The sequence below is a fragment of the Sporosarcina sp. A2 genome, from assembly GCF_050858885.1.
Taxonomy (GTDB): Bacteria; Bacillota; Bacilli; order Bacillales_A; family Planococcaceae; genus Sporosarcina.
Genome location: NZ_CP193898.1, coordinates 679126 through 697823, shown reverse-complemented (window position 1 = coordinate 697823; position 18698 = coordinate 679126). Strand labels below are relative to the sequence as shown.

17 protein-coding genes are annotated in these 18698 nt (G+C 40.0%); 5 read left to right on the top strand and 12 right to left on the bottom strand.

The features are described 5' to 3' along the window. Positions 1–23: 23 nt before the first annotated feature. The gene (gene fadH / locus ACRPI0_RS03070) at positions 24–782 is read right to left on the bottom strand and encodes a 2,4-dienoyl-CoA reductase (protein WP_432354786.1); all 759 of its coding nucleotides are present in this window, start codon (positions 780–782) and stop codon (positions 24–26) included. Positions 783–991: 209 nt separating this feature from the next. Between fadH and ACRPI0_RS03065 the strand changes: the two genes are divergently transcribed. After that, positions 992–1462 (top strand): YkyB family protein, encoded by a 471-nt coding sequence (locus ACRPI0_RS03065; protein WP_432354784.1) that lies wholly within the window; start codon positions 992–994, stop codon positions 1460–1462. A gap of 28 nt (positions 1463–1490) precedes the next feature. Here the strand turns inward: ACRPI0_RS03065 and ACRPI0_RS03060 are convergent, their stop codons facing one another. Both ACRPI0_RS03060 and ACRPI0_RS03055 read right to left on the bottom strand, forming a co-directional pair. Then, positions 1491–2351: an NAD(P)-dependent oxidoreductase gene (locus tag ACRPI0_RS03060; protein WP_432354782.1), complete on the bottom strand. Its 861-nt coding sequence runs from the start codon at positions 2349–2351 to the stop codon at positions 1491–1493. 180 nt (positions 2352–2531) lie between these two features. Further along, entirely contained in the window at positions 2532–2741 is a 210-nt protein-coding gene (locus ACRPI0_RS03055; RefSeq protein ID WP_432354780.1) for a Spo0E family sporulation regulatory protein-aspartic acid phosphatase, read from the bottom strand. Positions 2742–2956: 215 nt separating this feature from the next. Here ACRPI0_RS03055 and ACRPI0_RS03050 point away from each other — a divergent pair, with 215 nt between their 5' ends. Both ACRPI0_RS03050 and ACRPI0_RS03045 read left to right on the top strand, forming a co-directional pair. Continuing rightward, the gene (locus tag ACRPI0_RS03050; protein ID WP_432355873.1) at positions 2957–3154 is read left to right on the top strand and encodes a YkvS family protein; all 198 of its coding nucleotides are present in this window, start codon (positions 2957–2959) and stop codon (positions 3152–3154) included. Positions 3155–3203: 49 nt separating this feature from the next. Continuing rightward, a complete protein-coding gene (locus ACRPI0_RS03045; protein ID WP_432354779.1) occupies positions 3204–3938 on the top strand; it encodes a hypothetical protein in 735 nt (244 codons plus the stop codon). A 35-nt stretch (positions 3939–3973) separates the two neighbouring features. Here the strand turns inward: ACRPI0_RS03045 and ACRPI0_RS03040 are convergent, their stop codons facing one another. From ACRPI0_RS03040 to ACRPI0_RS03000, 9 genes are all read right to left on the bottom strand, one after another. Beyond that, entirely contained in the window at positions 3974–4426 is a 453-nt protein-coding gene (locus ACRPI0_RS03040) for a MarR family winged helix-turn-helix transcriptional regulator (protein WP_432354777.1), read from the bottom strand. Between the two features lie 87 nt (positions 4427–4513). Beyond that, complete coding sequence (locus ACRPI0_RS03035) at positions 4514–5953, bottom strand: ATP-binding protein (protein ID WP_432354776.1); 1440 nt, start codon at positions 5951–5953, stop codon at positions 4514–4516. Between the two features lie 234 nt (positions 5954–6187). Next, positions 6188–7537, bottom strand: a complete 1350-nt coding sequence (locus ACRPI0_RS03030) for a TrkH family potassium uptake protein (RefSeq protein WP_432354775.1) — start codon at positions 7535–7537, stop codon at positions 6188–6190. 228 nt (positions 7538–7765) lie between these two features. After that, a complete protein-coding gene (locus ACRPI0_RS03025; RefSeq protein ID WP_432354773.1) occupies positions 7766–8518 on the bottom strand; it encodes a TerC family protein in 753 nt (250 codons plus the stop codon). Positions 8519–8976: 458 nt separating this feature from the next. After that, positions 8977–12066, bottom strand: a complete 3090-nt coding sequence (locus ACRPI0_RS03020; RefSeq protein WP_432354771.1) for an efflux RND transporter permease subunit — start codon at positions 12064–12066, stop codon at positions 8977–8979. A gap of 142 nt (positions 12067–12208) precedes the next feature. Next, positions 12209–13783: a peptide chain release factor 3 gene (locus ACRPI0_RS03015; RefSeq protein ID WP_432354769.1), complete on the bottom strand. Its 1575-nt coding sequence runs from the start codon at positions 13781–13783 to the stop codon at positions 12209–12211. Positions 13784–13815: 32 nt separating this feature from the next. Continuing rightward, a complete protein-coding gene (locus tag ACRPI0_RS03010) occupies positions 13816–15306 on the bottom strand; it encodes a UDP-N-acetylmuramoyl-L-alanyl-D-glutamate--2,6-diaminopimelate ligase (protein ID WP_432354767.1) in 1491 nt (496 codons plus the stop codon). 147 nt (positions 15307–15453) lie between these two features. Further along, positions 15454–16842 (bottom strand): aldehyde dehydrogenase, encoded by a 1389-nt coding sequence (locus ACRPI0_RS03005; RefSeq protein ID WP_432354765.1) that lies wholly within the window; start codon positions 16840–16842, stop codon positions 15454–15456. After that, positions 16839–16991 (bottom strand): hypothetical protein, encoded by a 153-nt coding sequence (locus ACRPI0_RS03000; RefSeq protein WP_432354763.1) that lies wholly within the window; start codon positions 16989–16991, stop codon positions 16839–16841. Before ACRPI0_RS03000 ends, ACRPI0_RS03005 begins: the two co-directional genes overlap by 4 nt. A gap of 182 nt (positions 16992–17173) precedes the next feature. On the opposite strand from ACRPI0_RS03000, the gene ACRPI0_RS02995 reads away from it, so the two are divergent. Together ACRPI0_RS02995 and qoxA are read left to right on the top strand one after the other, a co-directional pair. After that, complete coding sequence (locus ACRPI0_RS02995; protein ID WP_432354761.1) at positions 17174–17317, top strand: hypothetical protein; 144 nt, start codon at positions 17174–17176, stop codon at positions 17315–17317. 447 nt (positions 17318–17764) lie between these two features. Then, positions 17765–18691 carry a cytochrome aa3 quinol oxidase subunit II gene (gene qoxA, locus ACRPI0_RS02990; RefSeq protein ID WP_432354759.1) on the top strand — a complete coding sequence of 309 codons (927 nt, stop codon included), beginning with the start codon at positions 17765–17767 and terminating at the stop codon, positions 18689–18691. Positions 18692–18698: the final 7 nt, after the last annotated feature.

Below are 18698 nucleotides of genomic sequence, written 5' to 3'. Positions count from 1 at the left end.
GCAAGTTATGAACAAATTAACCGTTAAAATGGATATTGATTTAGCCACTGGCCACCATCTAATGTAACAATTTCTCCATTCATATACGAAGCTTTGTCGGACATGATGAACGCTGCAAGTTCAGCTATTTCTTCAGGTTTACCAACACGACCAAGTGGCACTGATTGGATTGTGCGCTGTACAGCTTTTTCTGATTGGAATAACTTCTCAGCTCCACCTGTACGCTCGATTGGACCTGGAGCGATTCCGTTGACTCGTACCCCATACTTACGTCCCCACTCAACAGCAAGTGTCCGTGTGAGCGACATTACGCCCGCTTTCGCAGCTGCTGAGTGAACAACACCAGGACCTGCATCCCATGCATAAGTTGCCAGCATGTTAAGGATTGAACCTTTCTGGCCTTTTTCTTTCCAATAGTTCATAACAGCACTTGAACAATAGAATGTTCCATTCAAAACGATATCGATTACAGACTTCCATCCATTTGGAGACAAATCTTCTGCTTGTACAATAAAATTACCCGCGGCATTATTAACAAGCCCATCAATTCTTCCGAACGTTTCATCAGCATAATGAATAAGCGCTTCAATCGTTTCAATTTCACGTACATCCATTTGGAAAGGATATGCATTCTCTCCGATTTCCTCTTTAGCTGCATTTAGTTTTTCCATATCTCTTCCTGTTATAATGACATTGGCTCCATCTTGTGCGAACTTCTTTGCCATGTATTTCCCCATTCCACTTGACCCACCAGTAACGATAATAACTTTTTTCTCGTCCATAGTTATCTCCCCCTAATAAAATGAATGAACATTCATTCAAAATTGTACCACAACTCTGACTATTTTTCATCTACTCTATAGTAATTTCGAAAATTTCTAAATGGGACTTTAAAATAATAGGAAATGTCGCTTTTTGTGTACATATTTCTAATTTACTAGTACAATACTGTCAAATTGATATTTTTTATACACAGAGGGAGGTCTACATATTGGCAGATGCCAATTCACTGCGCGAACTTGCAGTCGCAATTTATACGGTAAACAGGCACGCGAAAACCGCTCCTGACAATCGCCCACTTTATCAATTAAAAAAGTTAGCGATCTCAAAACTACTAGATACTGGCGGCGCAGAAAAAGTCGGTCTACATTTTGTAGAAAATCCAAAGTACAGTAAACAGCACTCCACTGTCCTCGTACGTTGTGGGGATTTCCTCTTTCACACTCTCCCTGAAAAAGAAGACTTCGCACAGTTGCCTCATTTAGGCGAGCAAGACATGGAGTTTAGGAACCCACAAGAACGCATGAGTTTGAAAGTCGCACGAGATATACTGACTAAATTCACAGAAACTATACCTCTGAGCATCCAAACTTCACCTGAAAAAAAAATACAACCCATGAAAAAACGTCGTGTGTCGAATACGGAAGTATTCCGCTCGTCATACTTAGATGGGAAACGTTAAAAAGGACACGCCACCGCGTGTCCTTTTCTTATTGGTAATAGTTGAACAATACCTGAGTTCCTTTATCACCGCATCCTTTAGCCATAAGATCTTCATAGAGACCAATCGCTAATTTCAAACCGGGAAGCTCAAGGCTCATTGCATTTGCTTCATCGAGAGCAATACGTAAATCTTTAAGGAAATGCTTTGTATAAAATCCAGGTTCGAAATTCCCCGCTAGCATTCGCGGCCCTAGATTGGATAGTGACCAGGATCCAGCAGCCCCTGGCGAAATTGACTGAAGCACACGTTCAGGATCGAGCCCTGCCTTTTCTGCATAGACCAAAGCCTCACACACACCAATCATGTTTGTAGCAATTGCCAATTGATTGCTCATTTTAGTATGTTGTCCTGCGCCCGCTGGCCCTTGCAAGACAATTTGACTGCCAAACAAGGCGAAGATCGGTTGTACGCGATTGAACACAGTTTCTTCACCACCACACATAATGGATAAAGTTCCGTTTTTAGCACCTACGTCACCACCAGAAACAGGAGCATCTAGCGAACTCATTCCCTTATCCATTGCTGCTTTCTCAATCTTTTTAGCTAAAGCTGGACTAGACGTCGTCATATCCACAACCACCTGACCATGCGTGCCGTTAGCTAGAATCCCGTCTTCTTTAAAATAAATCTCTTCCACGTCTGTTGGCATTCCAACCATCGTAAAGATTACATCTGCATCTTGTACAGCGTCTGCAATTGTTGGAGCCCATTTAGCTCCGGCAGAAAGTAACTCATCTGCTTTTTCTTTAGTGCGTGTATGTACAGTGACTGAGTGACCAGCTTGGAGAATGTGATTGACTATACTTGCTCCCATAACTCCTGTACCTATAAACGAGATAGTTTTCATCTACGTATTTCCCCTTTCTTATATGCACATCTATAGTTATAATACCTCATAAGTTTTAAGATTCCTCCTTCAAACAAAAAAAGAGACGGCACCTGGGAAAGGGCCGTCTTCAAAAGGGGGAAATGAGAATGTTGCTGTGTTCAATTGTAGTATCCCCCTCTGACAAAACTTTAAACATATTCAGCCAAACTTTTCGTCAAATTTAAAATCATTTCTTAGATAGCAGTTAGTCTTAGAATTCGATCCTTTTTCATCATAAGAATATATATTCAATAAGTGATCCAATTCTACACTTAACTTAATGGTCTCAGTGGAGGATAGGCCACGTTCTTCGGCAGTTTTAAGCAATTCAATACGGATCGATTCAATTTTGGATTCCAAATCTTCCATGGACAATCCTCCACTCTTTTGTAAATACGTTAGTTTATAGTAACATAAATGCCCTATTACTTGTGTCAAAACCTTTCGACAATTAACGACAATTATACTCTTAAACAAGAAAAATTTGTACATTACTGCATTTCATGATACTTTACCTGTATTACTTTTGTTAAAGTAGAAAAGATAGAGCGCCTATTTGAAAGGAGTTGAATCAGTTGGAAGAAATGGAAGAGTTGAATATTGCTGAAGTAGGAACCCTTATTGAATTTAAGGATGGCTTACAAGGCATTGTAGAAAAAGTAAACGACAACTCGGTTATTGTGAACCTGACTTATATGGAAAACTTTGAAGAACTAGGTCTAGAAGAAAAAACAGTCATTAACCATAAACGCTATACGATCATTCACAAAAAAGAGAATTGAAACTTTTAGGTTGCCATTGCGTCACATTCAATAAGGAGGAGATGAGCATATGAAAAACAAAAAAATCCTTTACACAGCATTATCTGCCTCACTATTATTAGCCGCTTGCGGTACAGATACTAGCGAAGAGGATAAGGATAACCAAACCGTTGAAAGTACGGAGCAAAATGGGGACTCAGCAACAGATGGTTCTGAGACAACTGAAAGCGGTACAGAAAGTACAGACACGACTCAAGGTGACTCTACAAACGACGATGAAGCTACTAATGACGATGAAGGCACTGAAGAAGATACAAGTACTGAATCAGGTTCTGACACTGATAGCGACGAGCCAGTGGCGTCTACTGAGCTAGTGGGTGCTACAGAAAAAGAGAGCGATGAGCAAGAATTTAAAATGCAAGTTCTCCCTGACTACGACTTGACGAGTGAAGAACCAGGCCGTGATATACTCTTCGTAAAAAAAGATGAAGAAATGTTTATGACAATTGGAACGTCGAAAGTATCTGAAACGGATTACGAAAAAGCGGTTGCAACTATGAACGAAACACTTGCTGCTTCTAGTTCAGATGCAACTCCAGTTGAATTGACAGATGCGGCACAACTTCCTACGAACAAAGATTTGCAGAAAGTACAAGCATTCCGTGTAGTTGCAGCAGACGGCCCAATAACAGCTATGATCTTCCAACGCGATGAACTAGTTGTCTCGCTTATGATGTATGACAACACTGACGAGAGCTATTACGAAGAGTATTTAAAAATGGCTGAAACGATTCAGGCAAAGTAACTAAATAACGCAAAAAAGCTGAACATATATGCTGTTCAGCTTTTTTTTGTGGACAAATCACGGATAGAAACGCCTAACTTTTGAAGCAGATTCGTAGCTTGATCCTGCTCTTCGCTCGTTAAGGATGAGAGCAACTCTTTGATGTTTTCAGCATGTCCTGGAAACAAGGAATTCATCAGTTCTTCTCCAAGTGGTGTGATTTCTACATAGGTTACACGTTTATCAATCGCATTGACTTCACGTTGTAAGTAGCCGTTCGACTCAAGTTTGTTGATAACGTAAGTCATGGAACCACTCCGCATCAAAATCTTTTCACCAATTTTTTGTATTGGTTGCTTCCCTTTATGATACAACAACTCAAGGACAGCAAATTCCGTTGGATTCAATCCTTTAGAGGAAATCAGTCGATTTGTCTCTTCGTGTAGTACCTTATTCGCACGCGAAAGTACTACAAATAATTTGAGTGCCCGTTCATTTGCATTTCCCATTACTAATCACCTGCTAGTATCCAATTTAATCTATGATGTTAGTATAAATGTTAAGGGAACATTTCGTCAAAGTTAACTTGAAATTGATTAATTTGCAGAAAGTTGCTCGACATCTTCATGAATTTCCATGAAGTTTTGTGGGAATTTCAGGACGAACATCGTTCCCATTCCTGGTTCACTAGACACTTCAACCGAACCTCCAAGGTCTTCCATCGTCTTTAATACGAATGGTAAGCCTAGCCCAGTACCTTCAGGTTTAGAAGTGAAAAATGGCATGAAAATATTTTTAACTTGGAGAGAAGACATACCTTTTCCTGTATCATGTACAGAAAGTTTATATGCAGTTCCTACATCTTTTTCAAGTTTCAATGTTAACACTCCGCCTGGTTCCATTGCTTCGAATGAGTTTTTAAAAACATTCATCAACACTTGCTTGATTTTGTCTCCATTCGAAAAAATCATGGAATTACAAAAAGATGCATCATGCCAATCAATATGAATAGATTCGAACATTGCCTTAGGTTTCATGATTTCCAAAACTTTTGTAATGAGAACACCGAGGGAGAATTCGGAAATCTTCTCTTCTGATGGTTTTGATAGCATGAGCATTTCATTTAATATAGCTTCCATGCGCTTCAATTCTTCATCCACAACTGACAAATACTTTGCTGTATCACCTGTCGCTGTTACTTCCATAAGTTGTACGAAACCTTTTAATGTCGTCATCGGATTGCGAATTTCGTGTGCAATACTTGCAGCCATCTGACCAACTGTTGAAAGCGAGCCTGAGTGATCGAGTTGACGACGTAACATTTCAGTTTCGGTCTTATCTTGTATTTCAACAATATACAAGTCACTAGTTAAATTATAAATAACTCGTACTTCCAGGAACTTTATGTCATTGGGGTTATTTTCAAATCGCTCTGTTATCACAAGTTCACCGTATGTTTTAAGTACGCGCAAATGATTTTCATACTGAGCTTCAGCGTTATCCTTTTGAGTGTTGAATGTCCGATATAGAGTCTGTATCCTTTTACCGATTATTGTACTTTTTTTCAAATTAAAAGTACTATTCAACTTTTCATTCGCATCGACAATATATCCTTGTGGATTTACCATCATTATTAACTTCGTGGCATGTGTAAAGCATCCCACATAAGCTGAATCAGGCAACTCATCGCATGCTGCCGGTAATACAAAAGTAATTACTGCTATCCCGGATTCGTGATTATAAAATATATGTCCTCTACACAAAGACTCGATGTTACCATCTGTAAGCATGATGAGATTCTCAAGCACACCTATTTTCGTTTCAGTAGTGCTTTTTTTAAAGTCATTCCATTGACGCTGTCCAGAATTCGTCAGTAAGGATAAAAAACTCCCGCCTGAAGTCAACAAGAATTTGTTTTTAAACAAAGCATTGGCATGGATAATCTTTCCGTCCTTACTAACTATAATACAAGGTCGTCGATTATCCTCTACAAATAGTGATTTACTGTCGTTCATATTATCCAGTTGATCAAGCATCGTTTAACCTCCTGAGACTATTTAGACAAGATATGAAAAAACATTGTACTTTATAACTTATATCGAATTCGCATCATTGCTCATAATTCAGATTATTCCATAGTTCACGCATTCAATATATAGGACTTTAGTATCTAATTGTTTGTTTTTTCCATAGTACCTAATCTTTTCAGGAAACAAATAATCATTGGACTAAATATTCTATATACACATCGTCTACAGGACGGTTATGTATTAACCAATAATCACTCGCTCTTTAGGATAGCGGAATGATGTTTTATTCACTTTTCCACCTAATGTAAACAAGAATGAAATCAGACCCACACGTCCAATGAACATTAAAGCCATAATAATAAGCTTTCCAGGAACCGATAAATCTGATGTAATGCCAAGTGACATACCGCACGTACCGAATGCAGAAGTGATTTCAAATAACAAAGAAACCACTGGTATTCCAGGCTCCGTAATTAGTAGAATAAGCAATGCAACGACAACCATGAATCCTGCGAGCAATATGACTGCATACGAGCGGAAAATGTCGATAAGTTTTATCCGACGTTTAAAAATATGAATAACGTCTTTGCCTTTTGCAAAGTTAATGAGGAATAAGACTGCAATTGCAAAAGTCGTTGTCCGAATTCCGCCACCGACAGAGCTTGGAGAAGCACCGATAAACATCAGTAAGCTAATAAATATATCCGTAGCGTCACTAAAGCTCGTAATGTCGTAAGTTGTCAGGCCAGCCGAACGTGCTGATACTGAATGAAATAGAGAAGAGAAAATCTTCTCATCCCAAGACATCCCTTTAAAGGAGTGGAAAGATTCTAGAATATAAATGAATAAAGCGCCACCGACAAGCAAGATACCAAATGTTGACGTCGTAATCTTCGTAAATAACGAAAATCGGAAGTGAGGTACTTTTTTCGAAAAGAAACTTTTCACTTCTATAAGCACAGGGAATCCGATTGCCCCTAAAATAATAAGTGTCATGATAACAGTTTGGACAAAGTAGTCATTGAAATATGGGAGTAAGGAAGCATCTGTAATGTCAAACCCAGCATTAGTCGTTGCAGATACAGATAAGAACATTCCGTTTAATAAGGCTTCCGAGAATTTATCATATAGTGGCATAATATAAATCGTCAGAACTACACCGCCTATTATTTCTATCAATAGAATGATCCGTACAATCTGCTTAATAAGCTGAACGACACCAGCTAAAGTATATTGGTTGTGATCCACCATGATAAGTTGACGTTCGCGTAACCCAATACGCTTCTTTACAAGTAACCAGAAAAACGTACCAATCGACATAATTCCGATTCCGCCAATTTGCAGTACGAGCATTAACATACAGAGTCCGAAGACGGTATAAGTACCAGCAATACTTATAGGCGTTAAACCTGTAACACTCACCGCACTTACGGAAGTGAATAAACTGTCGATAAAAGAAACTTTAACACCTGACTTATAAACACCAGGCAAATTCAACAATAAAAATGAAAATGCAATAGCTAAAAAATAGTAGAACACAATAAGTTGTGCTGGTGTAAATCTATGTAAACTATCTCTGTTAAGTTTCATTAATTACCCGATCCTTTCCTTTAGAAGGACATAATCATACCATATCCAAATTTATTCTGTCCGAGAAATTAAGCTTTCTTTTCAGCATGGACGAAGACCTTCATTTTAAATCCTCGCTAGAATAACCACACACAAATCTCATTTAAGTTTTATCAAATTGTATCACGTTCAAAACAAAAAAACTGTTCAGGATCGATTGTTATGATCATCCCTGAACAGTTACTTATTTTATGATTTTCGTTTTTTAACAACTGCAGCTAAATATCCACCTATAGCGATGGCTGCAAGTACTACCCAGAAAGTGATTTTCCATGGTGCTGAATGAGGGAATTCTGTATCGATAATTTGGACATTAGGGTGCGCGAGCGTCATCACTGTAAGTTTCACACCTACCCAGCCAACAATTAGGAAGGCTGCCGTTTCGAGCACTGGATATTTCTCAAGCAACATAACAAATTGACGTGCTGCAAATCGAATCATGACTAACCCGATAATTCCACCGATCAGCATTACGATGAACTGACCACCGTTGATGCCACCAATATGGAAGTTTCCTAGCTCTGGAAGAGTTACAGCAAGCGCAACTGCTGCTAGCATTGAATCCAGGGCGAATGCGATATCCGCAATTTCGACCTTTAGGACTGTCATCCAAAAACCAGATTGCTTTCTTTTTTTCTTATCCGGATTATCGTCTTTGTGATGTCTCTGATCGTATATACTTTTTATCGCGATGTACAACAAGTATATTGCACCGAGTGCTTGAATCTGCCAAATGTTGACGAGGAACGTAATTAGAAATAACGCTCCGAAACGAAAGACAAATGCTCCTAATAACCCGTAGAACAACGCTTTTTGTTGCTGTACTTTCGGAAGGTGTTTAACCATAACAGCCATAACAACTGCGTTGTCTGCAGCTAGTAGACCCTCCAGAACAATTAATACAAGTAACACCCATGCATATTCAAATAAAATCGACTCCAAGAAAAATTCCTCCTTTTTTTTCCATCAAAAAAGACCCTCACCTAATAAAAGGCAAAGGTCTCGCTAAGTCGGAATTCATAACAAATCCAGCTATCATAACCGATGGTGCTGATCACCATGTATTGACGACTATGAAATAGGTTTCCCTAAAGCTACTCCCCTTTGACAAACGTCAAAGACATTCAGTTGTTGGGTACTTCTCTCCCTTTATCATACTAAGACTCTGCAGTTCTGTAAACAAAACATCAATGAGTTTTGAATTAATTTCATTTTAATGTTTTATTTTCGACACATTCAGAGATTTATAGGAGGTCCGTATAGTGTAGCAGCTTTTTTGTAGCTAGAATATTCCTTTGCAGATTCCTATTATATGAACTACCTACATTTCCTATGAGTGATTGTCCTATGGAATGGATATAAAAAAGCAGAGGAATTTTACCTCTGCTTACTCATGATTGTTAGTATTCTTCTGGCGAATCGATTTTTCTTTTGGGACGCGCACGTCTCCGCGTTTCTTTATCAAACAAGCTATAAATAATCGGAACGATGAAGAGTGTTAAGAATGTGGAACTAATTAACCCTCCAATAACCGCGATTCCCATAGGTTGGTTGATTTCCGTACCTTCTCCGATACCGAGTGCAAGCGGAAGCAACCCTAGGATTGTGGTAAGTGCGGTCATAAGTATCGGTCTCACACGATTTTTAACGGAAATAACGATCGCATCATAGGATGCCATTCCTTTTTCCTTTTGTTGGTTGATATAGTCAACCAGAACAATTCCGTTATTTACAACAATACCTACTAACACTAGAATTCCAATGATTGAAGTAACACTAATTGGCGTGTTTGTAGCAAATAAGCCAATTGCGACACCAATCACCATTAGTGGAACAGAGAACATGATGACAAATGGATACTTGAAAGATTCAAATTGAGCTGCCATTACGATATAGACAAGAACTACAGCAAGTAAGAGTGCCATTAACATATCATTGGCTGCACTTTCAAACAGTTCACGGTCACCGCTATACGTCATTTTGACATCATCTGGCAACTTAAGATCCTCAATCGTCTCGTTCATAGATTTCGTCATATCTCCAAGCGAACGGTTGTTTTCATACTTCACATCGTAAGATACAGAATGCGCCTGATCGACTCGCTGAATCGCGACAGGGCCTTCAGCTATATCGATTGTCGCCATTTGACCTAACTTTACAAATTCACCTGTAGGTGTACGAAGCTTAATTTTTCTTAGTGCATCTGTATCTTTATAGTATTTTTTATCATACTGAACTTTTACGGTTAGTACTTGATCATTCTCATCAACTATTTGAGTTGCGAACGTTCCGCGTGTCACATCTGTGATTGTTTGAGCAATCTGGTAAGGAGCTAACCCGAAATTAGCAGCAAGTTTTGGATTAACACTAACTTGTACCTCTTCTACTGTGTCCATTAAGCTATTCGAAACTTCTGTAACACCATCTAATTCACTTAAAGCCTTATCTACTTTTTCCGTTGCTTCGTTCAAACGGGATTCGCTTGTATCTTGTAGAGCAAACGATAATGTATTTGGACTGGATCCAGCCGCAGCTTGAACGTTAAAGCTGATTTCGGCTGTCTCTCCAATTGCTTTTGTCACTTTCGGTTTTACGTCATCCATAAATTTAAAGATAGACCGGTCTCGATCCTCCAACGGCTTAAGCTTCACATACATCTCTGCCGTATCCGCTTGAGATCCTCCTTGAGCCATGGATTGTTGCGTACCACCGACAAGAGAGACATAGACATCCACATCTTTTTGTTCTTTTAACACATCTTCAATTTTCTTAACGGCAGCATTGGTTGATTCAAGTGACGATCCATTCGGTAAATCTACGCCAATACTAAAGAAACCTTCATCTGTTGAGGGGAGAAACTCAGTACCGACTTTTGTGAGACCAAATGCACTGACGACGAGCAATACAACTGTCAATGAGAGAATCAGGAATCGGTGAGCTAATGACCACTTAATGGATTTCTCGAACGTATTCAACGTCTTGGAACGGCGTCTACGAGCTTCTACATTGCGACGAGGTTTCTTCAACATACGGCTTGCCATCATCGGCACTACCGTTAACGCAACTACTAATGAAGCAAATAGACTAAATGAAATGGTTAACGCGAATTGCGTAAAGATCTGTCCAATCAGTCCGCTAATGAAGATGACCGGAACAAATACAGCTAACGTCGTCAGTGTGGAAGCGATGATCGCACCACTGATTTCTTTTGCACCTTCACTCGCTGCAACCTTTTGTTCTTTCCCCATAGCTAAATGTCGTTCGATGTTTTCAATTACAACAATTGAGTTATCGACAAGCATTCCAATTCCAAGAGCTAGTGCACCAAGCGTCATAATGTTAAGCGAGAAATCCGCAAAGAACATGAGAACGAATGTAACAATAACTGAATACGGAATTGCGACACCGATAATTATTGGACTTCGAAGTCCCCGAAGGAAGAAGAATAGGACAATCATCGCAAACAGGCCACCAAGGATAAGCGATTGACCAATGTTATTAATGGCTAATTTTACGTAATCTCCTTGGTCGAATAAGATGTCTGCTTCTACATCTTTGAACTGTTTTTCATCCAATAAATTATCTAATGATTTTTTAAAGGCTTTCGATACTTCAGCAGTATTCGCACCTGATTCTTGAAGAACCGAAAGGAGTACAGCTTGCTTGTCATTCGCACGCGTCAACGTACCACTGTTTGCTTCCGCTAAAGCGACGGTTGCAACATCTTTTACATACATTCGTTTCCCCGTAACCGGATTCGGTCCGATTATGACATTCTTCACATCATCTTCTGAGTTCAGGGAACTAATAATGCGTGTTGTTAATTGCTTACCTCCAGCTGCACTCACAGGTTCACCTGGCATCGTTACATTTGAAGCCTGGACAGCTTGTAAGACATCGGCCTGGGTGAGACCATTCTTTTCGAGTTTGACTTCATCCAACATTATTTGAATTTCTTCAACTAATTTACCAGAGACACTCACACTAGCAACGCCTTCTGTTTGACGTAATTCAGTTTCTAGTTCTTCCGCAATCTTACGGATATTAACATCTTCAGAAGCGGTCTTAAGAGAAAGTTGAATGACCGGGAATTGGGATGGATCAAACTTCATAAAGCGAGGTTTGTCCGCCCCTTCAGGAACAGGTACCTGATCGATTCGCTGAAGAATATCGAGCTGAACGTCATCGATATTGGCCGACCAATCGAACATCATGAAGAGCAGTGTTGCCCCTTCTTGAGAAGTAGATTGTAGAGACTTCAACCCTGGTGCTGTGGATAAGCTCTCTTCTAACGGCTTCGTAAGTTTTTCACTGACTTCTGTCGGTGAAGCGCCTCCATAGTTTGCTACTACAACTGCAACCGGAGGATTTAAATCCGGAATGAGCGTAACCGGTATTCTAAAGAAAGAGACAGCTCCGAGAATGATAATTAAAAACATCGTGACGATAGTAAATACTGGGCGTTTGATCGAAAAATCGCTTATTTTCATGTATGCGTCCCCTTTTATCTGAAATACAGTACTTTCATCATATGCAATCCAGCACACGAGTTCAAACAGAACGTTTGAGAATTTCTAGATAATTAAAAACCCGTACACAAATATGTAACGGGTTTCCAAACGATCTTCTATTTTAAAGTAGACTATATAAACGGATATCCGGGAACTTATCCCCGAACCAACGCATCGCAAAGTCGTTTTCGAATAGAAATACTAAATTATCGTAGCGATCTTTTACGAGCATGGAACGTGGACCTGTCATTGACTCTTTAACGTCTGATTCGTTTTCGATCCAACGCGCAACTTTTGAACCGATGTGTTCCATTTGAACTTCAACGTTGTATTCATTCTTCATACGGTGTTCGAATACTTCAAACTGAAGTTGTCCTACCGCACCTAAGATAACTTCTTCTGTATGAAGCGTTTTATAGTATTGAATAGCTCCCTCTTGTACGAGCTGTGAAATACCTTTATGGAAGTGCTTTGATTTCATGACGTTTTTCGCAGTAACTCTGACGAATAATTCCGGGTTAAACTGCGGTAGCGCTTCAAATTGGTAGTTGGACTTCCCGCCAACAACTGTGTCACCTATTTGATAATTCCCTGTGTCGTACAGCCCGATTATATCTCCTGCTACTGCTTCATTAACCGTTTCACGGTCGTCTGCAAGAAATTGAGTAGTTTGCGAAAGCTTTACAGACTTTCCTATACGAGGAATCGTTACAGTCATTCCTCTTTCAAATGAGCCCGATACAATTCGTACGAAGGCAATTCGATCTCGGTGAGCCGGGTTCATATTCGCTTGAATTTTAAAGATGAATCCTGAAAACTCTTCCATCAATGGATCCACGTACTGATCATTCTCTGTTAAACGTGGTTGTGGAGAAGGCGCAAAATTCAAGAACGTTTCTAAAAACGTTTGAACTCCGAAATTTGTCAATGCGCTACCGAAGAATACAGGTGTTAATTCACCTTTTGATACTCGGGCTTCATCAAACGAGTTCCCCGCTTCATTTAACAATAAGACATCGTCTACAGCTTGTTTGTAGTAAGAGGTTTCCATCATTGGGTGTGGCTTGGCGAGATGGCCTTCGTCAGTTAACGCAAGAAACTTATCTTCCCCTTCAACTCGGGCTTGTTCAATTCTATTGTTGTAACGATCGTAAATTCCGATAAATTCTTTTCCCATACCGATTGGCCAGTTCATTGCGTATGATTCGATACCAAGAACTTCTTCCAGTTCTTCCATAAGCTCAAGTGGCTCTTTACCTTGTCTGTCCATCTTGTTAATGAACGTAAAGATAGGAATTCCACGCATACGACAAACTTTAAATAATTTAATCGTTTGTGGCTCAATCCCTTTAGCTGAGTCCACCATCATCACTGCTGCATCAACTGCCATCAACGTCCGATACGTATCTTCACTGAAATCTTCGTGTCCTGGTGTATCAAGTATATTTACTCGCTTGCCGTCATAGTCAAACTGCAAAACAGATGACGTCACTGAGATTCCACGTTGTTTTTCAATTTCCATCCAGTCAGACGTTGCGTATTTTCCACTTTTCTTACCTTTAACCGTTCCAGCATCGCGAATCGCGCCACCAAAATAGAGTAGTTTCTCTGTCATTGTCGTCTTCCCGGCATCCGGGTGAGATATGATAGCGAATGTCCGTCGTGAAGCAATTTCCTCTTGCATCTTTTTAGCCATTTCCTTATTCTCCTTCTATACGAGCTCGATAATTAGTTGCCAATCAAGCCTTTACCAAATTTCTTCTCTGCTTCTTCAAGCGCAATCGATGCATCTGAATGTGGATACTTTGTAGATCCGATAATTTGAAAGTCTTCGTGTCCCTTTCCGGCGAAGATAATAATATCTCCTTCGCTAGCCACTTCTATAGCATGGCGGACAGCTTGTTCGCGATCTCCAATACATGCGAACTTCTCATGTGTCATTCCTACAGCCAGTTCAGAAGTAATCGATTCATAAGACTCATCCCGAGGATCATCCGTCGTCAAAATCACGTAATCAGCAGCAGAAGCTTTCTCCGCCATCACTGGACGTTTTTTACGATCACGGTTTCCACCAGTTCCTATAACAAAAATCAACTTAGACTCAGGTAACTTATAAGGAAGCACTGCATCGATTGCCTTTTCAATCGCATCTGCCGAGTGAGCGTAGTCTACGTAAATGGTTAGTGGTAGTTCTGTTTCCACACGCTCCATACGCCCTTTAATCGGTGCTAGGTATCGTAGAGGCGTTAGTATATCGGGCATGGATAATCCTTTCGCATACAGCGCTGTGATTGCAGCAAGTGCATTAGAGACACTAAATTCACCAATCATCCGCATGTCTACATTCCATTCACCTTCAGGAGATTGTAACGTAAACGAAGTTCCATCTGTTCTTAAGTTAATATTGACCGCACGAAACATCGCGTCTGTATGAATTCCGAACGTCATCACAGGGAAAGATGTCATTTCTTTCATCTTCGCATGCCATGGATCATCGGCATTTAACACCGCGACTTTACGTTGTTGGAAATCCTGTCCAAGCTGAGCAAACAGCAATCCTTTTGCATTCCCGTAATTCTCCATCGTCACATGGAAATCCAAGTGATCATGCGTCAAGTTAGTAAAGATTACAATATCAAATTCAGTTCCTGCTAACCGTCCTCCAACTAGACCGTGAGAAGAAACTTCCATTGTCATCGTATCGCAACCCTCTTCAACTGCACGTGCAATCATTTTTTGTGTCGTTAGCACATCTGTTGTCGTGTTTTCAGTCTCATATAAGACTCCATCCAGGTTAAAGCCAATCGTCCCTGAAACTGCAGATCGCTCACCAGCACCCATTAAGATGCCGTGAATAATGTTACTTACACTCGTCTTTCCATTCGTTCCAGTGACACCAATCATTGTCAACTTTTTCGAAGGATAATCGCACCATACAGAAGCAAGCAAGCTAATAGCTCTAGATGTACTCTCCACGTACACAACAGCTACTCGATTCGTATCCACATCCACTGTTTTCGATGCAATTAAAACGCGTGCACCTGATTCTACTGCTTGTTTCGCATATTTATGACCATCTACCGTAAAGCCTTCAATACAGACAAATAGTCCACCCACACTCACTGCGCGTGAGTCAGAAGTTAAGTCTGACACTGTCTCAGGTAGTTCTCCGACTACTTGTTTCACTGGCAGAATCGCCAATAATTGCTTTGTATTCATCGTACTCCTCCGTTCAGCCGTACCTTGCATCGGTCTTCGTATTTTCTATGACCATCTGCTGTTTTTTTCAGGCAGTAAGTTCATTATACGTTTTTTTATGGTCTACGTCATTGCTGAATTCGCGAATCACAAGAAAAACCGCTGTTCTTAACGAATCAGCGGTTTGATAAATTTAAGCTTATTACCATATGGCGGGAAAGCAGCTCTCATTGGAATAGCTGTACTTCGGTTCATCATCGCTTTTTCATGGGTAAAAACGTCAAAGCTCGCTTTCCCATGGTAATTTCCTTGTCCGGATGACCCGACGCCGCCAAATGGTAAATGAATATTTCCAACGTGTGAAATCGTGTCATTTATACAACCGCCACCAAATGGAAGCTGATCCGTAAAGTAAGCTGCAGCTGCTTCGTTTTCAGTAAACATGTACCCAGCGAGAGGCTTAGGCATTTTCCGTATCCGATGAAGAACTGCGCCTAGGTTTTCATATTCAAGTACAGGTAGAATCGGCCCGAATAATTCATCTTCCATAGAAGGGCTATTAAAACGGACTCCATCCAATACTGTAGGCTCGATATATAAGTCAGCTCTATTCAATCGACCTCCACTACGAACAGCATGGTGCTCTTTTTCAAGAATTGCTTGTAATCGATCAAACTGCTTCTCATTGACAATACGACCATAATCCGAGCTAGCAGAAGCATCTTTTCCATAAAATCGCTGTATTGCTTTTTCAATCTCGTTTAACAAACGTTCCTTAATTGCTTTATGCGCTACTACGTAATCAGGAGCTACACACGTCTGACCCGCATTCGAAAATTTACCCCAAACAATCCTCTCAGCTGCAATTTTTAAATTGGCTGTCTGATCGACAATGGCAGGGCTTTTCCCTCCAAGCTCAAGCGTAACAGGTGTTAAACGTTCTGACGCTGCTTTCATCACAATTTTCCCCACTTCCACACTGCCCGTAAAGAAAATCGAATCGAAAGGAGCATGTATCAGTGCTGATGTTTCTTCTTTAGCACCTTCTACTACTCGGACATATTCAGGAGGGAATATGTCCTCAAGAATCTTCCTTACAATCGCAGCAGTATGCGGAGCTGCTTCAGATGGTTTAGCAACTACACAGTTTCCTGCCGCAATAGCTCCAACTATCGGTTCCATGACAAGTTGAAAAGGATAATTGAATGGACCAATTACTAATACAGATCCATATGGTTCCCGAATCACATAGCTTTTTCCCGGTTGCAAATAGAGAGGGGTTTTTGCTATTTCAGGCTCCACCCAGACATCCAAATGCTTCAAAACGTGTCCAATGCTCGATAACACGAATCCGATTTCAGTGACATACGATTCAAACGGGTTTTTATGTAAATCTCGGTACAATGCTTTTTCAATTTCTTTTTCATGAGTTTGAATTGCTTCTTTTAAACGACCTAGCATCGCTTTTCTAAATTCTACGGGACGAGTTGCCCCTGAAAAATAAAAATCATGTTGGCGCTCAATCATTGCTTCAACGTCATTAGATGTAAAGTTCATGGGAGTTCCTCCTCGTAAGCGGTTTCTTCTATCTTAACGGCCATTGCTTTGTTAAGCAAAAATCCGAATCCGAACCCATACTTAACAAAAATAATTTCAAAAGTCAATCGCTCAAAAGGTTCTGTTTTCCACCGCTCGAATTCCGACAATATACGCAGGTTAGCAACAGCTGTCGAATCATATACTAAGTTTATCAGGCAGATAAGCGAAAATGGATGGATCTCCGCAGGACTATCGGTGCCTTTTTAAAAAGAACGTTTATAGCCAAACAAAGTTAGGGTAAAGAAATCATAACAAGCAACCAACCATATTCTATAAGGGAGGAATAATCATGACAACAACCGAAACTTGGTGGGAAACAATTTTTGAAGGGGATTTAGCAGCTGGGTTCAACAAAGAACGAATGGGAGAATTGGATGATGAACACTTCTTGTATTTTAAAGACGAAGAAATTTCTTACGAGGCCATTAACTGAACTTGAAGATACAAAGAGAACCGAGATTTTCCATACCTGCCATTGATACATAAAACAGCTATTCTTTTGCAATCGCAAAAAGAATAGCTGTTTTTGTTTGCCTAAAAATGGACATCATTGTCACTTCTATAATCCTCAAAACTCTCCAATTAGACTAAAAAACTCTATATTTCTAATAACTTCACAAACACATTGTTAATCACTTTACACCCATTTAATGGAGATTGCAAGCTGTTCACTCAATGATCAAAATATATAAGAACCTTTTGTGACATAGGTATTTGACCATTGTAATCTGTGTTCGACGGTACTATTATAGAATTCGCAAGGAGGTCATTTTACATTTTCTTGAAATATACAGAGTGTCTTAAATTATTAGAATATATTTTAATGATAAATTAAAATGGCTTCCTATATTTACAATTTACTCTTGAGAGGAGCTCTAACATGAAGAAAAAGTGGATAGCGCTAACGCTATTTTCTATTACAGCAGTTTTACTAGCTGGCTGTGACAACCCACTGCTCATATTCGATCCGAAAGGACCGCAAGCAAGGACATTATCAAATACAATTCTGTTCTCTATCGCTATGATGGCAGGTATCCTATTCGTCGTTTATGTACTTTACACAGTTGTTCTAGTAAAGTATCGCGCTTCGAAGATGGATGAAGATTATGAACCACCTCATGAAGAAGGTAACAAATGGTTAGAAATCATCTGGACAACGATTCCGGTCATCCTCGTAATTGTCCTTTCATTTGTCACTGTATCTTCTACTAGTACAGTGGAACAAAAAACAGTCGCTTATGCAGATGAAAAGCCACTTGTCATCTATGCTTCTTCTTCTAACTGGAAATGGCATTTCAGCTATCCAGAAGAAGGAATCGAAACAGTGAACTACGTGAATTTCCCTGCGGATCGTCCGATTGAATTTAGACTCTATTCATACGGTCCAATTACGAGTTTCTGGATTCCACAATTAGCTGGTCAAAAATATGCGATGAGTGACATGGTCACAGCCATCCATATGTCTGCAGACGTCCCAGGATCATTTATGGGGAAAAACTCGAACTTCAGTGGTAAAGGATTTGCCCAAATGGAATTCGAAGCACAATCTCTTTCAGATGCTGATTACAAGGAATGGGTAGATGACGTAAAAGCAACAGCTCCAAAACTCACTGAAGATGAGTTCGACGATCTGTTAAAAGCTGAACACGTTGGTCGTAAGACATATTCTTCTAACCACCTTGAATTTAAACCTGCTCCTGAAGGTGAGCATAGCGGCCATCATCATGGTGGATCTACATCTCACGACGAAAAAGATATGGACATGGATATGGATATGGATATGGATATGGATCATGATGCGCACTAAGTGTTTG